Annotated in this window: 15 protein-coding genes and 1 pseudogene; 10 read left to right on the top strand and 6 right to left on the bottom strand. The window is 58.1% G+C overall.

Features of this window, described 5'->3' with window-relative positions; genetic code table 11:
* Window positions 1-37 precede the first annotated feature (37 nt).
* Window positions 38-1,174, top strand: coding sequence for a catalase family protein (locus RGV06_RS22390; protein WP_046809566.1), 1,137 nt, complete (start codon window positions 38-40; stop codon window positions 1,172-1,174).
* Between the two features lie 63 nt (window positions 1,175-1,237).
* On the opposite strand, the gene cysB is transcribed toward RGV06_RS22390, so the two are convergent.
* The 4 genes and pseudogenes from cysB to RGV06_RS22370 form a co-directional block, all read right to left on the bottom strand.
* Window positions 1,238-2,212 carry an HTH-type transcriptional regulator CysB gene (gene cysB, locus RGV06_RS22385; protein WP_046809565.1) on the bottom strand — a complete coding sequence of 325 codons (975 nt, stop codon included), beginning with the start codon at window positions 2,210-2,212 and terminating at the stop codon, window positions 1,238-1,240.
* 113 nt (window positions 2,213-2,325) lie between these two features.
* On the bottom strand, window positions 2,326-2,826 hold the full coding sequence (locus tag RGV06_RS22380; RefSeq protein ID WP_019827619.1) for a universal stress protein: 501 nt from the start codon (window positions 2,824-2,826) through the stop codon (window positions 2,326-2,328).
* 94 nt (window positions 2,827-2,920) lie between these two features.
* The gene (locus RGV06_RS22375) at window positions 2,921-3,838 is read right to left on the bottom strand and encodes a 5'-nucleotidase (protein WP_046809564.1); all 918 of its coding nucleotides are present in this window, start codon (window positions 3,836-3,838) and stop codon (window positions 2,921-2,923) included.
* 37 nt (window positions 3,839-3,875) lie between these two features.
* A pseudogene (locus RGV06_RS22370) lies at window positions 3,876-4,261 on the bottom strand (thioredoxin).
* On the opposite strand from RGV06_RS22370, the gene RGV06_RS22365 reads away from it, so the two are divergent.
* On the top strand, window positions 4,260-4,706 hold the full coding sequence (locus RGV06_RS22365) for a PilZ domain-containing protein (RefSeq protein WP_037032650.1): 447 nt from the start codon (window positions 4,260-4,262) through the stop codon (window positions 4,704-4,706). The pseudogene RGV06_RS22370 and the gene RGV06_RS22365 sit on opposite strands and share 2 nt — an antisense overlap.
* A gap of 131 nt (window positions 4,707-4,837) precedes the next feature.
* On the top strand, window positions 4,838-5,914 hold the full coding sequence (locus RGV06_RS22360; protein WP_019827613.1) for a 3-deoxy-7-phosphoheptulonate synthase: 1,077 nt from the start codon (window positions 4,838-4,840) through the stop codon (window positions 5,912-5,914).
* A gap of 51 nt (window positions 5,915-5,965) precedes the next feature.
* Here RGV06_RS22360 and RGV06_RS22355 read toward each other — a convergent pair whose 3' ends face one another.
* Entirely contained in the window at window positions 5,966-6,901 is a 936-nt protein-coding gene (locus tag RGV06_RS22355; RefSeq protein WP_322151450.1) for a LysR substrate-binding domain-containing protein, read from the bottom strand.
* Window positions 6,902-7,251: 350 nt separating this feature from the next.
* On the opposite strand from RGV06_RS22355, the gene RGV06_RS22350 reads away from it, so the two are divergent.
* From RGV06_RS22350 to RGV06_RS22320, 7 genes are all read left to right on the top strand, one after another.
* Window positions 7,252-8,022, top strand: a complete 771-nt coding sequence (locus RGV06_RS22350; protein WP_019827611.1) for an ABC transporter substrate-binding protein — start codon at window positions 7,252-7,254, stop codon at window positions 8,020-8,022.
* 111 nt (window positions 8,023-8,133) lie between these two features.
* A complete protein-coding gene (locus RGV06_RS22345; protein ID WP_019827610.1) occupies window positions 8,134-8,823 on the top strand; it encodes an ABC transporter permease in 690 nt (229 codons plus the stop codon).
* The gene (locus RGV06_RS22340; protein WP_019827609.1) at window positions 8,820-9,533 is read left to right on the top strand and encodes an ABC transporter permease; all 714 of its coding nucleotides are present in this window, start codon (window positions 8,820-8,822) and stop codon (window positions 9,531-9,533) included. The genes RGV06_RS22345 and RGV06_RS22340 overlap by 4 nt, the downstream gene beginning before the upstream one ends.
* A 27-nt stretch (window positions 9,534-9,560) precedes the next feature.
* A complete protein-coding gene (locus tag RGV06_RS22335) occupies window positions 9,561-10,328 on the top strand; it encodes an ABC transporter ATP-binding protein (protein ID WP_019827608.1) in 768 nt (255 codons plus the stop codon).
* Between the two features lie 29 nt (window positions 10,329-10,357).
* The gene (locus RGV06_RS22330) at window positions 10,358-11,458 is read left to right on the top strand and encodes a DUF2817 domain-containing protein (RefSeq protein WP_322151448.1); all 1,101 of its coding nucleotides are present in this window, start codon (window positions 10,358-10,360) and stop codon (window positions 11,456-11,458) included.
* Between the two features lie 240 nt (window positions 11,459-11,698).
* The gene (locus RGV06_RS22325) at window positions 11,699-12,766 is read left to right on the top strand and encodes an aromatic ring-hydroxylating dioxygenase subunit alpha (RefSeq protein WP_048350845.1); all 1,068 of its coding nucleotides are present in this window, start codon (window positions 11,699-11,701) and stop codon (window positions 12,764-12,766) included.
* Window position 12,767: 1 nt separating this feature from the next.
* Window positions 12,768-13,865: a 2Fe-2S iron-sulfur cluster-binding protein gene (locus RGV06_RS22320; protein ID WP_322151446.1), complete on the top strand. Its 1,098-nt coding sequence runs from the start codon at window positions 12,768-12,770 to the stop codon at window positions 13,863-13,865.
* A 49-nt stretch (window positions 13,866-13,914) separates the two neighbouring features.
* On the opposite strand, the gene RGV06_RS22315 is transcribed toward RGV06_RS22320, so the two are convergent.
* Entirely contained in the window at window positions 13,915-14,196 is a 282-nt protein-coding gene (locus RGV06_RS22315) for a GNAT family N-acetyltransferase (RefSeq protein ID WP_019827604.1), read from the bottom strand.
* Window positions 14,197-14,503: the final 307 nt, after the last annotated feature.

Raw genomic sequence — 14,503 nt, 5'->3', positions numbered from 1 at the left:
CTTCATACACTGAAGATTTCGCTAAAAGGATGTTTGCATGCTGACCGCTTTCTGGCTTGGACTCGGCAAATGGCTGGGCAGGTTACTACTGGCGCTGATCGCCTTGGGGTTGCTCGGTTGGGGATTGGCCACGGGCTGGTACGCTTGGCAGCATCGCGGCCCCGTCTCGGCCCAGGAGCAAATCCCGGCGGGTGAAGCCGCCATGACCCAGGACACTCTTCAGACAGCGATCAGGATCGTTGACCAGCACCGCGAGAACACTCGTTATCTGCGCGATGCACACGCCAAGGCTCACGGTTGCGTCAAAGCGCAGGTCCAGGTGCTCGACGACCTCGATCCGGCATTACGTGAAGGGGTATTCGCAACACCGGGGAAACACTGGCAAGCAGTGATGCGTCTGTCCAATGGCAACGCTTACCCGCAATTCGACAGCATCCGTGATGCGCGGGGCATGGCGATCAAGTTGCTGGACGTACCGGGGACTCAGTTGCTACCCAGTCAGCAGGGCCGTGGCGAACAGGATTTTGTGATGTTCAACCACCCCAACTTCTTCGTCAGCGATGTGGCCGAATACCGCCAGAACATCGGTGCGCAGGCAGATGGCAAAAAGGCCCTGGCCTTCTTCCCGTCATGGGATCCACGCAGCTGGCAGATCCGCCATTTGTTTATTGCCCTGGCCACACTGGCGCCCGCCCCGACGAGCCCAACGCAAACCACGTATTTTTCGGTATCGCCTTACAAGTTTGGCACCGCCAATGCCAAATACCGTGTAGCGCCGGACCCTGACAGCTGCCCGGCTTACACGTTACCGAAACAAAATGAGGCGCTGCCCAACTTCTTGCGCAATGCCTTGAACCAGCAACTCTCCACAGACCGGGTTGCCGCCTGTTTTGTGTTGCAGATTCAACGCCAGAACGCCAATCGCTTCATGCCGATCGAAGACACCAGCATTGAATGGAAAGAGTCTGACGCCCCCTTCGAGACCGTGGCGCGGGTCAAAATTGCCCCTCAGGACTTCGACACCCCAAGCCAGAATCTGGCGTGTGACAACCTGTCGTTCAGTCCGTGGCATGGCATCGAAGAGCATCGGCCGATTGGCGGGATCAACCGCCTGCGCAGGGCGGTGTATGACGCAGTGAGCGATTACCGGCATACGCGTAATTCGCAGCAGTAAAACGCCCAAATAAATGTGGGAACGGGCAAGCCCGCTCCCACAGGATTTGTGCGCTGCCCGTGATCAATGCACCGGCAGTTCGACGCCTGCAAACAGGTCTTCTAGCTCTTGCTTGTTGTGGCAGGCAATAGCCTTTGCCATCACTTCACGGGTGAGGTGCGGGGCAAATTTCTCGATGAAGTCGCACATGAACCCGCGCAGGAAGGTGCCACGACGGAAACCGATCTTGGTGATGCTGGACTCGAACAGCTCACTGGCATCCAGTACCACCAGGTCGTTGTCGAGTTTGGTGTCGACGGCCATTTTGGCCACGATGCCAACACCCAGGCCCAAACGCACATAGGTCTTGATCACGTCAGCATCAGCCGCAGTGAACACCACCTTTGGGGTCAGGCCGCGATGGCTGAAGGCTTCGTCAAGTTTGGAACGGCCAGTAAAGCCGAACACGTAGGTCACGATCGGGTATTCAGCCAGGGCTTCGAGGGTCAACTTGGGCAGCTTGGTCAGCGGGTGACCTTGTGGCACGACCACGCAGCGATTCCAGCGGTAGCACGGCATCATGACCAGATCGCCAAACAGCTCCAGGGCCTCAGTGGCAATGGCGAAGTCGACAGTGCCATCAGCGGCCATCTCGGCAATTTGCATAGGAGAGCCCTGATGCATATGCAGCGCGACGTCCGGGTACTGCTTGATGAAGTTGCTGATCACCGGCGGCAAGGCATAACGCGCCTGGGTATGGGTGGTGGCAATCGACAGCGTGCCTTTCTTCTCGTTGGAGAATTCTTGAGCGATCTGCTTGATGCTTTCGACCTTGCGCAGGATCTCGCCAGCTGTCGTGATGATGCGCTCGCCTGCCGGCGTCACTCGGGTCAGGTGTTTACCACTGCGGGCAAAGACTTCGACCCCCAGCTCGTCTTCAAGCAGGCGGATCTGTTTGCTGATACCCGGCTGTGAGGTGTAAAGGCTCTGTGCGGTAGCCGAAACGTTGAGGTCGTGGTGCGCCACTTCCCAGATGTAGCGCAATTGTTGAAGCTTCATATGCATCCCTCAAAGCTGATAGACGCCAAGGGTATCGGCGGCGATATATAACTATATGGAAGGTTGGAATAAGAAATCTAGAACTTTTTATCGTTTTTATCGATTCATCAGCCTTACACATCAGCGCTGCGCCGACGCTGTATCAGCGGCACCAGATACACCGGCACCTGCGCCAGCTCGATAACCCGGGTTGCGGTTCGCCCCAAATGCGACTCGCCCCCCGTGGGCTGGGCGTGACTGCCCAGGATCAACAGGTCTACGCACAACTTTTGTGACTGTTCCAAAATGACCTGCGAAGGTTCACCCTGAATCACCTTGACCGAACGAATCAAGGCCAGTTCCGGCTCCCACCCCGCCAACTCTTCACGAAGATTCTCAAGCACACGCAACTCTATATTCGAAAGCATGGTGTGCATGCCCTGGCGATGCAGTTCATTCAACGCCTGTTCATCGAGGTAGCTCTGCAGGACTGACTCGGCAAACAACCCCATGGGTTCGACCACATGCACCACAAACAGGTCTGCGCCGAAGCTGCGGGCAAGCCCCAACGCATGCTGCATTACAACGGGCGCATAAACGCCAAGGTCAGTGGCGTACAGAATTGAGCGAATCATGCGACCTTCCCGACAGCTTTAATGGACGAGGTAGATTCAGCTTAGCAGCGCCCGGACAACTGCGAAGACCCGCTCGACAACTTGCATGTGGCGCTTACTCAGGGGCGCAGTCCCGGGATTCATTGCTGATGCCGTGAGGGACATGACCGGTAGCGACAACTTGACGCGCCCGTTCGCAATGGCCTGCCTGATCATCAAAAAACACATCGGCAGCAAACGCTTCCAGGAACGCCGATTTGTCCAGCCCACCGAGAAACAGCGACTCATCCAGACGAATATCCCAATCGCGCAGTGTACGAATAACCCGTTCATGGGCCGGTGCCGAGCGAGCAGTGACAAGCGCGGTTCGAATCGGGCAAGAGTCGTCAGGAAACTCGCGTTGCAGCAGGTTAAGCGCCTCCAAAAAGCCCTTGAACGGCCCGCCACGCAGTGGATTGCGAGCAGATTCGCGCTCTAGAGACTGAAAAGCCTCCAGGCCGCCAGACTGGAAAACCCGTTCCGCCTCATCGGAAAACAAAACCGCGTCACCATCAAAGGCAATGCGCAGCTCGTTGCTCTCGGCCCGCAGCGCGCCACCCGACAGGATCGTCGCCGCTGCAAAGCCCGCATCCAGTGCGCTGCGCACATCCTCGGCATGAGTCGACAAGAACAGATCACAGCCGAAGGCATTGAGATACGGATGGGGATTGCGCCCGCCGCTGAAGGCTGCACGGGAGATATCGAGGCCGTAGTGCTGGATTGAATTGAACACCCGCAGTCCGGTGTCGGCACTGTTGCGCGAGACCAGAACCACTTCAACCCGGTTACGCCCCAGGCTTGCGTTAAAACTGAGGAGCTTTTTGACCAGCGCGAAGGCATCCCCCGGCGCCAGCACTTCATCTTCATGCTCAATCTGATATTGCCGGTACGCCTCGATCCCCTTGCTCAGATATACCTGATGGCTATCACTCAAATCGAACAGGGCTCGAGAAGAAATGGCCAGCACCAGCTTGCCCTTTAAGCCTTTGCTCATGTTGCCTCCACAGGTTCAAGCGGGTTCGGACATCGGTTCACGGTAGCTCGTCAGGCTCATGCATCAAGGCCAGTCGGACATGGTGCGCCAGTTCGCCCTCGCTCAGGCGGGACTTCAACTCACCGTAAAAGGCCCCGTCACGCACCACAAACAGGGTTGGCAGATGGAAAATTTCGTAACGCTCGACCAGGCCACCATTGTCACCGGCATCGATCCAGCACAACCGATCAACAGGCAACTGCATATCGGGCAATAGGCGGCGGGCCGTACGGCATGCCGAACAGCCCGCGCCGGTGAAGATCAGCAGCGAAGTCCCGGGCAACGCCAGCAGGCGCTGATCGGCATCAAAGTCTGTCAGTTCCATTTCAGTCACTATACTCAAAAGACAATACTAATTTGATGGCACTTGGAGTCAGCTTTCATGGGTCGTTTTTTACCTCACCCTGACGATATTCCCGTTGAGATAACGCGACGCAAACAACCTTCACTTTCGCGCCACAAGCTGCACTCTATCAGCCTCGCAGGCGTGTCATGCAACAGCGATAGAGCCTGGCGACGGGGTACCGCCGTCGACATGTACATGCCCACCCTGGGGGAAAGCGCACACTACCCGGGCTATATAGCCTGGTGCGAGAAACAGCCGAAGGGCTACCGCATAGGCGTTGCCCTGATCGACGAACAAACACTGTTCGGCGCGCGCATGGGCGAACAGGTATGCCAGATCGAACACTATTCACGCCTCCAGCAACGACAAAACTCATGCCCGCAAGACCTGGAAGCCCTTGCCCTGGAATGGGTCAGTCATCACGCCACCGAGTTCTCTCAGGCAACCCTGGATCACGCGATGGCGCAGGCAGTACTGGATTAAAGCTGCGCCTGCCCATTGTCGAATAACCGGATAACGCGTTAAGGTTCGGCTCCCCGATGCGCTCAATCAAGCTGTGCTCCGCCGCACGGGGATCGCTGGCGGCCGGCACCCGTGACCTGACGAGTAACACGATGGCTGATTTACCGATCGACGACCTAAACGTTGCCTCCAACGAAACCCTGATCACACCTGAACAGCTCAAGCGCGAAATGCCTTTGCGTGAAGCTGCTCTGCAGACGGTGACCAAAGGACGCGAGGTGATTCGCAACATCCTGGATGGCACTGACCATCGACTGTTCGTTGTCATCGGGCCTTGCTCGATCCACGATATCAAGGCTGCCCACGAGTATGCCGAGCGTCTGAAAGTGCTCGCCGCAGAAGTCAGCGATACGCTGTATCTGGTCATGCGCGTTTATTTTGAAAAGCCACGCACCACCGTAGGCTGGAAAGGCCTGATCAACGACCCGTACCTGGACGACTCGTTCAAGATCGAGGATGGCCTGCACATCGGCCGTAAGCTGCTGCTGGATCTGGCTGAAATGGGCCTGCCAACGGCCACCGAAGCCCTCGATCCGATCTCCCCGCAGTACTTGCAGGACCTGATCAGCTGGTCGGCCATTGGCGCTCGCACCACCGAGTCGCAGACCCACCGCGAAATGGCCTCTGGCCTGTCTTCGTCGGTAGGCTTCAAAAACGGCACCGATGGCGGCCTGACCGTTGCGATCAACGCCCTGCAGTCGGTTTCCAGCCCGCATCGCTTCCTGGGTATCAACCAGGAAGGCGGCGTGTCGATCGTGACCACCAAGGGTAACGCCTACGGCCACGTGGTATTGCGCGGTGGCAACGGCAAGCCGAACTATGATTCGGTCAGCGTTGCGCTCTGCGAGCAGGCACTGAACAAGGCGAAAATCCGCCCGAACATCATGGTCGACTGCAGCCACGCCAACTCCAATAAAGACCCGGCCCTGCAACCGCTGGTGATGGAGAACGTGGCCAACCAGATCGTCGAGGGCAACCAGTCGATTATCGGCCTGATGGTCGAAAGCCACCTGAACTGGGGCTGCCAGGCAATCCCTAAAAACCTCGAAGACCTGCAGTACGGCGTGTCGATTACCGATGCCTGCATCGATTGGGCATCTACCGAAAGCACCCTGCGCAGCATGCGTGCCAAGCTCAAGGATGTGCTACCAAAGCGTGATCGCGGCTAAAACGCACTGACAGGTGGGAACGGGCTTGCCCGCTCCCACGTTGGTTTCAGATTATGTGTTCTCCAGCAACCGCTGACTCGCCACCATCTGTTCCCGCCCCCTGGCCACCATCCAGCGATGAAAGTCGCGACAGTGCGCCCGGTCAAACGCCCCCTTTGCCCCCACCAGAAAATACGCCGAAGGCAATGGCAAGCCGTGGGCGAACGGCATGATCAGGCGCCCCTGCGCCAACTCATCCGCCACCATCGAATACTGCGCCAGCACCACGCCCTGCCCCGCCAGCGCCGCATGGATCGCCATGGACGACAGTGAATAGACCCGGTAACCATCGCGCAGGCCTTCACAGTCCACCTGCCGTGACTTGAACCAGTCGCGCCAGGACGGCGGCGAGGCAAACTTGGGCAGCCAGTCAATCGACAACAAGGGATACGCCAATAAATCCCCGGGACTGTTGAGCGCAGCATCGGCTCGCAACAAGTGCGGGCTCAGCACCGGCACCACGCAATCGCGGTACAACTCGATGGCGTTTTCGCCCGCCACGTAATCGCCGTAGGTGAAACGAAAATCGATGTCATAGCCCTCTGTCGACGGTTCGGCATGGCTGGCGTCGAGAAATACATTGAGCTGTGGGTGCTCGTTCTGCCAGGCATAGATGTGGGGGGCAAGCCACTGCGAAAGCAACGACGGCAACGCACTGATGCGCAGGTTGCTGGCATTTTTCGAACGCTCGACCTCGGTCTGGGCGACGCGCAAACTTTCAAACGCCGCAGCACAACTCTCGTGGTAACGCTGCCCGGCAACGGTCAGGCGGATGCGCTTGCCGACCTTGTGGGTCAGGCTCAAACCCAGGGTGTCCTCCAGCAACTTCATCTGCTGGCTCACCGCTCCTGCCGAAATCCCGAGGCGCCTGGCCGCCTCAACAATCCCGCCGAAGCGTCCAACGGCTTCAAAAACCTGCAAGGCACGCAGGGAAGGCAAGCTGTTCATCAGCATCTCCTGATGCAAATTGACGGATTGATACTTTAGCTGAGCTATAGGAAGCCACAGCTTTCACCCTCTTTTAGAAAAATGAAAGCCTCGTATTCTGGTAGAGCCACTCCCCCTCAACAGGTCGAGGAAATTTCCCACACGAATGTAACTCTACGTAACGACACACCGCTGCTGAGTGACAAAACCAGTGCATTCCTGGCCCTAACCTATCCAGCCAACTGCTCTGGCACGCTATCCAGCTGAATTGGCCTGTAATTTGCTCATCATGTATATACAGGTACGATCAATGCGCGACGTATCTGTTGAACGGTCCTCACGCCGAACCCGTCAGACAAAGGAAAATAAAAATGAAAAAACTTGTCCTCGCAGCTGTCTTAGCCCTGACATCCACCGGCATCCTGGCCAAGGACTTGACCGAGATTCGCTTCGGAGTTGACCCGACCTTCGCCCCCTTTGAATCCAAAAACGAAAAAGGCGAGCTGGTAGGCTTTGACATCGATCTGGGCAATGCCATTTGTGCCGAGCTCAAGGTCAAGTGCAAATGGGTCGAGACCCCGTTTGACAGCAGCATCCCTGCCTTGCGGGCGAAGAAGTTCGACGCTGTGCTGTCGGCCATGACCGTCAACGAGCAGCGTAAAAAGAACGTCGCGTTCTCGGATCGTCTGTACAACTCGCCTAACCGATTGATCGCCAAAAAAGACAGCGGCCTGCTGCCGACCCCCGAGTCGCTCAAAGGCAAGCGCGTAGGCGTCGCCCAAGGCACCACTCAAGAGGCTTACGTAAAGGCCATTTGGGCACCGCAAGGGGTGATCATGGTCACCTACCCCAACCAGGACCTGCTATACCCCGACCTCGTCAGCGGCCGGATTGATGCCAGCCTGACCGATGCAGCAGTGGCGGATATCGGCTTCTTGCAAACCAGCAAAAACAACGGCTTCGCCTTTGCCGGCGACGCGGTTACCAACACTGAGATCCTGGGCGAAGGCATCGCCATCGGCCTGCGCAAGGACGACCCGGTACTGCTCGAAGCCATCAACCGGGCATTGGCTGCCATGCATCAGGACGGCACCTACGACACGATCCAGAAAAAGTACTTCACCTTCGACATCTATAACTGAAGCCCGCGTCTGAACGGTGCCGGATGGCCTGCATGAAGGCGATCCGGTGCCTTGCAGTTCACTTTCGTGCAACCGGTCTGCGGACCGTCGTTGCCCATGGAGCGACAGAACATGTTCTTACAGGGCTATGGCTCACTGATTGTCGATGGGACGCTGGCGACTATCCAGCTGGCACTGCTGTCGATGCTGCTGGCCGTCACGCTGGGACTGATCGGCGCGTCAGCCAAGCTGTCCAAGCAACCGGCAGTGCGCTACCTGGCAGCGGGCTACACCACGCTGATCCGCAGCGTGCCGGATCTGGTCATCATGTTGCTGCTGTTCTTCAGCCTGCAAATCTGGCTGAACAACCTCACCGAATGGCTGCAATTCGAGCAAATCGATATCAACCCGTTCGCCGCCGGGGTGCTGACTCTGGGCTTTATCTACGGGGCGTACTTCACTGAAACCTTTCGCGGTGCCTTTCAGGCCGTACCGGCTGGCCAGCTTGAGGCAGCCGTGGCCTACGGCATGAATCGGCGCCAGGTCTTCATGCGCGTGCTGTTCCCGCAAATGATGCGCTTCGCGCTGCCGGGCATCGGCAATAACTGGCAGGTACTGATCAAGGCGACGGCCCTGGTGTCGATCATCGGACTGATCGATATCGTCAAAGTCACCCAGGATGCCGGCAAGAACTCGATGGACCTGTTCTTTTTCAGCGTGATCGGCGGGTTGATCTATCTGGCCCTGACCACAGTGTCCAACGGTGTATTGATGTGGCTTGAGCGCCGCTACTCGGTCGGCGTCAGAGGTGCCCAGCTATGAACGAAATCATCCAGGAATACTGGAAGTCCTACCTGTGGTTCGATGGCTATCAACTCTCGGGCGTCGCCATGACCCTATGGCTGCTGGTCGCCTCCATCGCCATCGGCGGCACCCTGGCCGTGCCACTGGCGGTGGCGCGTGTATCGCGCAATCCACTGCTGCGCCTTCCTGTGTGGTTCTACACCTACGTTTTTCGCGGCACCCCCTTGTACATCCAGCTGCTGATTCTCTACACCGGGATCTACAGCTTGCAGGTGGTGCGTGACCAACCGACGCTGGATGCTTTCTTTCGAGAAGGCATCAACTGCACGCTGCTGGCCTTTGCCCTCAACACCTGCGCCTACACCACGGAGATTTTCGCCGGAGCCATCCGCGCCACGCCCTATGGCGAGATTGAAGCCGGACGCGCCTATGGCATGTCTGAATTTACCCTCTACCGACGCATCATCCTGCCTTCTGCGTTGCGCCGCTCGCTGCCGTTCTACAGCAATGAAGTGATCCTGATGCTGCACTCCACAACGCTGGCATTCACCGCCACGGTTCCGGATCTGTTGAAGGTCGCGCGCGATGTGAACTCGGCCACTTACTCCTCGTTTGAAGCCTTTGGCCTGGCCGCCGTGTTGTACGCGGTGATGGTCTTTACCCTGGTCTGGTTGTTTCGCCGCTGCGAAAACCGCTGGCTAGCCTTCTTGCAACCGCAGGCCCATTGAACCGGCATCACCTGGAGAACATCGAGCATGTACAAACTCAGTATCGAGGGGCTGCACAAGAAGTACGGTAATCACGAGGTCCTCAAGGGCGTGTCCCTGAAGGCCAAGGCCGGTGACGTGATCAGCATTATTGGCTCCAGCGGTTCAGGTAAAAGCACCTTTTTGCGCTGCATCAACTTTCTGGAACAGCCCTGCGCCGGCAGCATTACGGTGAACGACGAGCCTATCCGCACCAAACAGGATCTGAACGGGGCGCTGTGTGTGGCTGACCCGCGCCAATTACAGAAAGTACGTACCAAGCTGGCAATGGTGTTTCAGCATTTCAATTTATGGCAGCACATGACCGTGCTGGAAAACATCATCGAAGCCCCGGTGCATGTGCTCGGCATCAAGCGCAAGGAAGCCATCGAGCGCGCACGCCAATACTTGCACAAGGTGGGCCTGGCACCCGAGGTCGAAAGCAAATACCCGTCCCACCTGTCCGGCGGTCAACAACAGCGCGTGGCCATTGCCCGGGCCTTGGCGATGGAGCCGGAAGTCATGCTGTTCGACGAACCCACCTCGGCTCTGGACCCGGAGCTGGTCGGTGAAGTGCTCAAGGTCATGCAAGCCTTGGCCGAAGAGGGCCGCACCATGGTGGTGGTGACCCATGAAATGGGCTTTGCACGCAATGTTTCCAACCATGTGATGTTCCTTCATCAGGGGCTGGTTGAGGAGCAAGGCCCGCCGGGCGAAGTGCTGGTCAACCCCAAGAGCGAGCGCTTGACCCAGTTTCTTTCAGGGCGCTTGAAGTGAACAGTCAGGCAGTTCAGCAGGAGCACAGCATGACCACAGGTTTCCCTTCGCACCGCAGTTTTGCCAGCCAGCGTGAGCAGTTTTTGGCTGCAGCCAACGAGGCAGGCGCACAGCTTTACGAGTACCCACATCCACTTCGCGGCCCGTTTGGCGAGGCCCTGAGCACCGACGTCGCTCTGCTCGGAAACCCCCAGGCAAAACACTTGCTGGTGGCCCTGAGCGGCACCCACGGTGTAGAGGGTTTTTACGGTTCGGACAGTCAGCGCCAGTGGCTACACACCTTGCGCGAGCGCAGCCTGCCCGATGATGTGGCCGTGTTGTTGATTCACTTGATCAATCCGTGGGGCACGGCCTGGATGCGCCGGGTCAACGAAGACAATATCGACCTCAATCGCAACTATCTGGACTTCAACCAGCCCCCCCCTGATAACCAGGCGTACGAAGCGTTGCACAGGATTTACGCCTGCGACCAACTGCGCGGGCCGCAACGGGAACAGGCCGATGCCCTGCTCAATGAGCGGGTTCAACGCGAAGGTTGGTCAGCGGTGATGTCGATTGTTGAAGGGGGGCAGTATCGCCATCCCGACGGGCTGTTTTACGGTGGCGACGGCGCCAGCTGGTCGAACCGGACCCTGCACCGCATTCTCCAGGAGCATGTGGCGCACGCCAGCAGCGTCATGTGTTTCGATCTGCACACCGGTGCCGGTGATTACGGCCATCCGATGCTGATGACCATCGCCCAAGCACCTTATCCGGCACTGGAGGATGCTCAACGGCTGTTTGGCCCATGGCTGTTCACCCTGATGACCGGCGCTGGAAGCCACAGTGATACGGGCGTTGCCGCCACGGCAACCGGGTACACCTCGCAAGCCATCATCAATGCCCTGCCCGGCGTGCGGTTGATGCCGTTTGTGATCGAGTGCGGGACCTATCCGGGCGAGCAGATTCATACGGTGTTGCGCGACGACCAGTGGCTGCACCTGCACGGCGACCTGTTCAGCCCGCAAGCCCGGCAGATCAAGCTCAAACTGCTGGAGCAATTTTTCCCGGCCGACCCTGACTGGCAAGAGCTGGTATGGGTGCGTACACGGCAGATTTGGGAGCGGGCGCTAGCGTCCCTTACCCAGTAGCCCCTTGTCCTGTGGGAGCGGGCTTGCTCGCGATGGCATTAGCGCAGCGTGCCGGATGTGCCGTGTTGCTTGCATCGCGAGCAAGCCCGCTCCCACAGTTTTTTGCGTATCCGATGTCTTTTAGTTAAGAAAAACTAAAGCACACAACAGTTTTAGACCTCTATTCTTACTCATGCGATGCCTCTTATTCTGGTCACGTCCTCGCACAGGGCACACACCAGAATAATAAGGAGAGACCGCATGTTTATGCGCAACGCGTGGTATGTCGCAGCCAGTGAAACCGAGTTGGGTGAGGAGTTACTTGCGGTCAAGCTGCTCAATGAGTCGGTGGTGTTGTATCGCAAGGAGGATGGCACCCCGGTAGCCCTGGAGGATGCTTGCCCGCACCGCAAGCTGCCGCTGTCGTTGGGCCGACGCAAAGGCGATGACATCGAGTGCGGCTATCACGGCCTGACCTTCGACTGCTCCGGCAGTTGCGTAAAAGCCCCTGGCAGCAGCCATGTGCCCAAAGGCGCCAAAGTGCGCAGCTACCCGCTGCAGGTGCGTTACGGCCTGATCTGGATCTGGATGGGCGACGCCGAACTGGCCGATGCCGACAAGATCTGTCACGTACCCGAGTGGGGCGATCCTGACTGGGGCCTGAATCGTGGCGACAGCATGATCATTCCTTGCAACTACCTGTACATGACCGACAACCTGCTTGATCCGTCCCATGTGGCGTGGGTCCATCAGTCCTCGTTCGGCAACGCTGCCTGTGCCCAGGAACCGCTGCAAACCACGGTTACCGATGTCGGCGTGATCGTTTCGCGCTGGATGCGTGACGTTGAAGTCGCGCCCTTCTATGCCAAGTTCGTCAAATTCAGCGGCCACTGTGATCGCAAGCAACACTACGAAGTCCACTATCCGGCCCAGGCCATCATCAAGGCCATCTTCACCCCGGCGGGCACAGGCAGCGATGACGGCGCGCTGCATGAGCAGGTATTCCTGATGAACTCCTACAATTTCATGACCCCTATCGACGACTCGAACACGCGCTATTACTGGTTTCAAGTGCGTAATTTCGATCAGGACAACGAGGACATTTCCCGTCAGTTTGACGAAGACGTGCGCCACGCGTTTGCCGAGGACCGGGTTGTACTTAGCGCTGTGCATGAGGGCATGGCCCACAAGCGCAGCCCGAATATTGACCTGGCTTCAGACGCGGGGCCGTTGCGGTTTCGACGCAATCTGGCGCGACTGATTGCATTGGAACAACCCCAGGAGCTGATCCCGCTGGTACCCGCCAAGCCGAATACCGTGGAGGCCTGAGATGAGCACTCAAACACCGGGTTTTAAAGCCTGGCGGGTGATCGACAAGCAACCTGAAAGCGCAATCATCACGTCCTTCGTCCTGACGCCCGCAGACGGAATCAGCCAGCTTGATTTCCGCCCTGGCCAATTCCTCACGCTGCGCCTGACACTGACAGACCGCAGCACGGTGATACGCAATTACAGCTTCAGTGCCTGCGCTGCCAATGGGCGCCAGGTGCGGATTTCGGTCAAGCGCGAACCTGCGCCCTTCGACCAACCCCATTTGCCATCCGGGCTGGGCTCCAGCCATCTACACGACTGCGTGCAGGTCGGGGACCTGCTGGACGTTGCGGGCCCGTCCGGCACGTTTGTACTGGACGAGATCAGTACACGACCTGTGCTGCTGTTCAGCGGCGGGGTCGGTCTGACACCGATGGTCAGCATGCTCCACACCCTGAGCCAGCAGCCGGGCCGGACCGTGCACTTTGTGCATGCCTGTGAGAACGGGGCGGTGCACGCGTTACGCGAGGAGGTCCTGGCCCTGGCCGACAAGCGCTCGGGCATTGCCGTGCATTTTTGCTACCGCAACCCCGGGGCAGACGACGGGGGCCGCCATCACAGTGAGGGCCTGATCACGCGTCAAACCCTGCAACAGCTGCTGCCACTGGACGATTACGATGTCTACCTGTGTGGCCCCCGGCCGTTCATGCAGGCAAACTGGCGCCTGTTGCGCAGCCTTGGGGTGGCGAGGGAGCGTATTCACTATGAGTTTTTTGGGCCCGCTGCGGTGCTGGAAGAAGATGAAGCCAGTGCGGTTGCCGAACCCGCCATCGTCCAGACTGCTGCGGGCACGGATGACGACACCCTGAGTGTCTGCTTCATGCCGTCCGGTACTCGGGTGATGTGGAATGAAAGCTGTAACTCGCTGCTGGAGTTGGCCGAACAGGCGGGGCTTGAACCGGCGTTCAACTGCCGGGCGGGCCTATGCAATACCTGTCAGGTCCGACTGCAGGAAGGCACTGTGGAGTATCTGGAGGAACCACTGGATGCACCGCAACCCGGCGACATCCTGCTGTGCTGCACACGCCCCACCAGCGCCATTACCGTGCAGTTGTAGGCGCACACAAAAACGCCGGGGCAAGCCCGGCGTTTTCATGAGTCTGGTTTCAGGTATTGGCCTGAGGGCGCTTGTGACGCTCCATATAACGTTCGACGTACGAACATGAAGGAATCACCTCATATCCCATCTTGTCGGCGTAATCGAGCGCCTGCTCCGTCAATGCTGCCGCTATACCCCGACCACGCAGGGCATTGGGCACGAACGTGCGATAGATATCCAGAGTCTGCTTGCCCAGATCCATGTAGGTCAGGTAAGCACGATGACCGTCGACAGTGGTCTCAAACTGGTGACCTGCCTGGTCATGGTGGATAGACAACGCCTCGCTCATCATTGCTCCTTCGCGGGTCTTGAACCGTGACCCCTACCTTACTGTTGTTTTTCCGCCGAGGGAACTACTACGCCGTCACGCACGAGCTGCCAGCACAGAATGTGTGAACAGGCCTGATGGAAGAGTAGTCACTCTCAATGCAAATGTTCAGTTCATGGGGTCGGCTGCTGCCAGCAAATCAAGCCAGCTCAAACGTTTCTTCAGCCCGACAACCTTAAAGAAGCCCTGAACATTTTTCGGAAGGTTGAGGCTATGACGTAGAACCACACTTAAAGTCACGTTGTGCCATCACGAGCATGCCGCTGAC

The sequence above is a fragment of the Pseudomonas sp. CCI3.1 genome (genome assembly GCF_034313985.1).
GTDB classification, from domain to species: Bacteria; Pseudomonadota; Gammaproteobacteria; order Pseudomonadales; family Pseudomonadaceae; genus Aquipseudomonas; species Aquipseudomonas psychrophila.
This window is presented reverse-complemented; position numbering and strand designations above follow the sequence as displayed.

What these genes read in the sequence shown, in the direction of transcription:
- RGV06_RS22390 (WP_046809566.1), top strand. Translation starts at nt 38, where the DNA reads ATGCTGACCGCTTTCTGGCTTGGACTCGGCAAATGGCTGGGCAGGTTA.
- cysB (WP_046809565.1), bottom strand. Translation starts at nt 2,212, where the DNA reads ATGAAGCTTCAACAATTGCGCTACATCTGGGAAGTGGCGCACCACGAC.
- RGV06_RS22380 (WP_019827619.1), bottom strand. Translation starts at nt 2,826, where the DNA reads ATGATTCGCTCAATTCTGTACGCCACTGACCTTGGCGTTTATGCGCCC.
- RGV06_RS22375 (WP_046809564.1), bottom strand. Translation starts at nt 3,838, where the DNA reads ATGAGCAAAGGCTTAAAGGGCAAGCTGGTGCTGGCCATTTCTTCTCGA.
- RGV06_RS22365 (WP_037032650.1), top strand. Translation starts at nt 4,260, where the DNA reads ATGGGTCGTTTTTTACCTCACCCTGACGATATTCCCGTTGAGATAACG.
- RGV06_RS22360 (WP_019827613.1), top strand. Translation starts at nt 4,838, where the DNA reads ATGGCTGATTTACCGATCGACGACCTAAACGTTGCCTCCAACGAAACC.
- RGV06_RS22355 (WP_322151450.1), bottom strand. Translation starts at nt 6,901, where the DNA reads ATGAACAGCTTGCCTTCCCTGCGTGCCTTGCAGGTTTTTGAAGCCGTT.
- RGV06_RS22350 (WP_019827611.1), top strand. Translation starts at nt 7,252, where the DNA reads ATGAAAAAACTTGTCCTCGCAGCTGTCTTAGCCCTGACATCCACCGGC.
- RGV06_RS22345 (WP_019827610.1), top strand. Translation starts at nt 8,134, where the DNA reads ATGTTCTTACAGGGCTATGGCTCACTGATTGTCGATGGGACGCTGGCG.
- RGV06_RS22340 (WP_019827609.1), top strand. Translation starts at nt 8,820, where the DNA reads ATGAACGAAATCATCCAGGAATACTGGAAGTCCTACCTGTGGTTCGAT.
- RGV06_RS22335 (WP_019827608.1), top strand. Translation starts at nt 9,561, where the DNA reads ATGTACAAACTCAGTATCGAGGGGCTGCACAAGAAGTACGGTAATCAC.
- RGV06_RS22330 (WP_322151448.1), top strand. Translation starts at nt 10,358, where the DNA reads ATGACCACAGGTTTCCCTTCGCACCGCAGTTTTGCCAGCCAGCGTGAG.
- RGV06_RS22325 (WP_048350845.1), top strand. Translation starts at nt 11,699, where the DNA reads ATGTTTATGCGCAACGCGTGGTATGTCGCAGCCAGTGAAACCGAGTTG.
- RGV06_RS22320 (WP_322151446.1), top strand. Translation starts at nt 12,768, where the DNA reads ATGAGCACTCAAACACCGGGTTTTAAAGCCTGGCGGGTGATCGACAAG.
- RGV06_RS22315 (WP_019827604.1), bottom strand. Translation starts at nt 14,196, where the DNA reads ATGAGCGAGGCGTTGTCTATCCACCATGACCAGGCAGGTCACCAGTTT.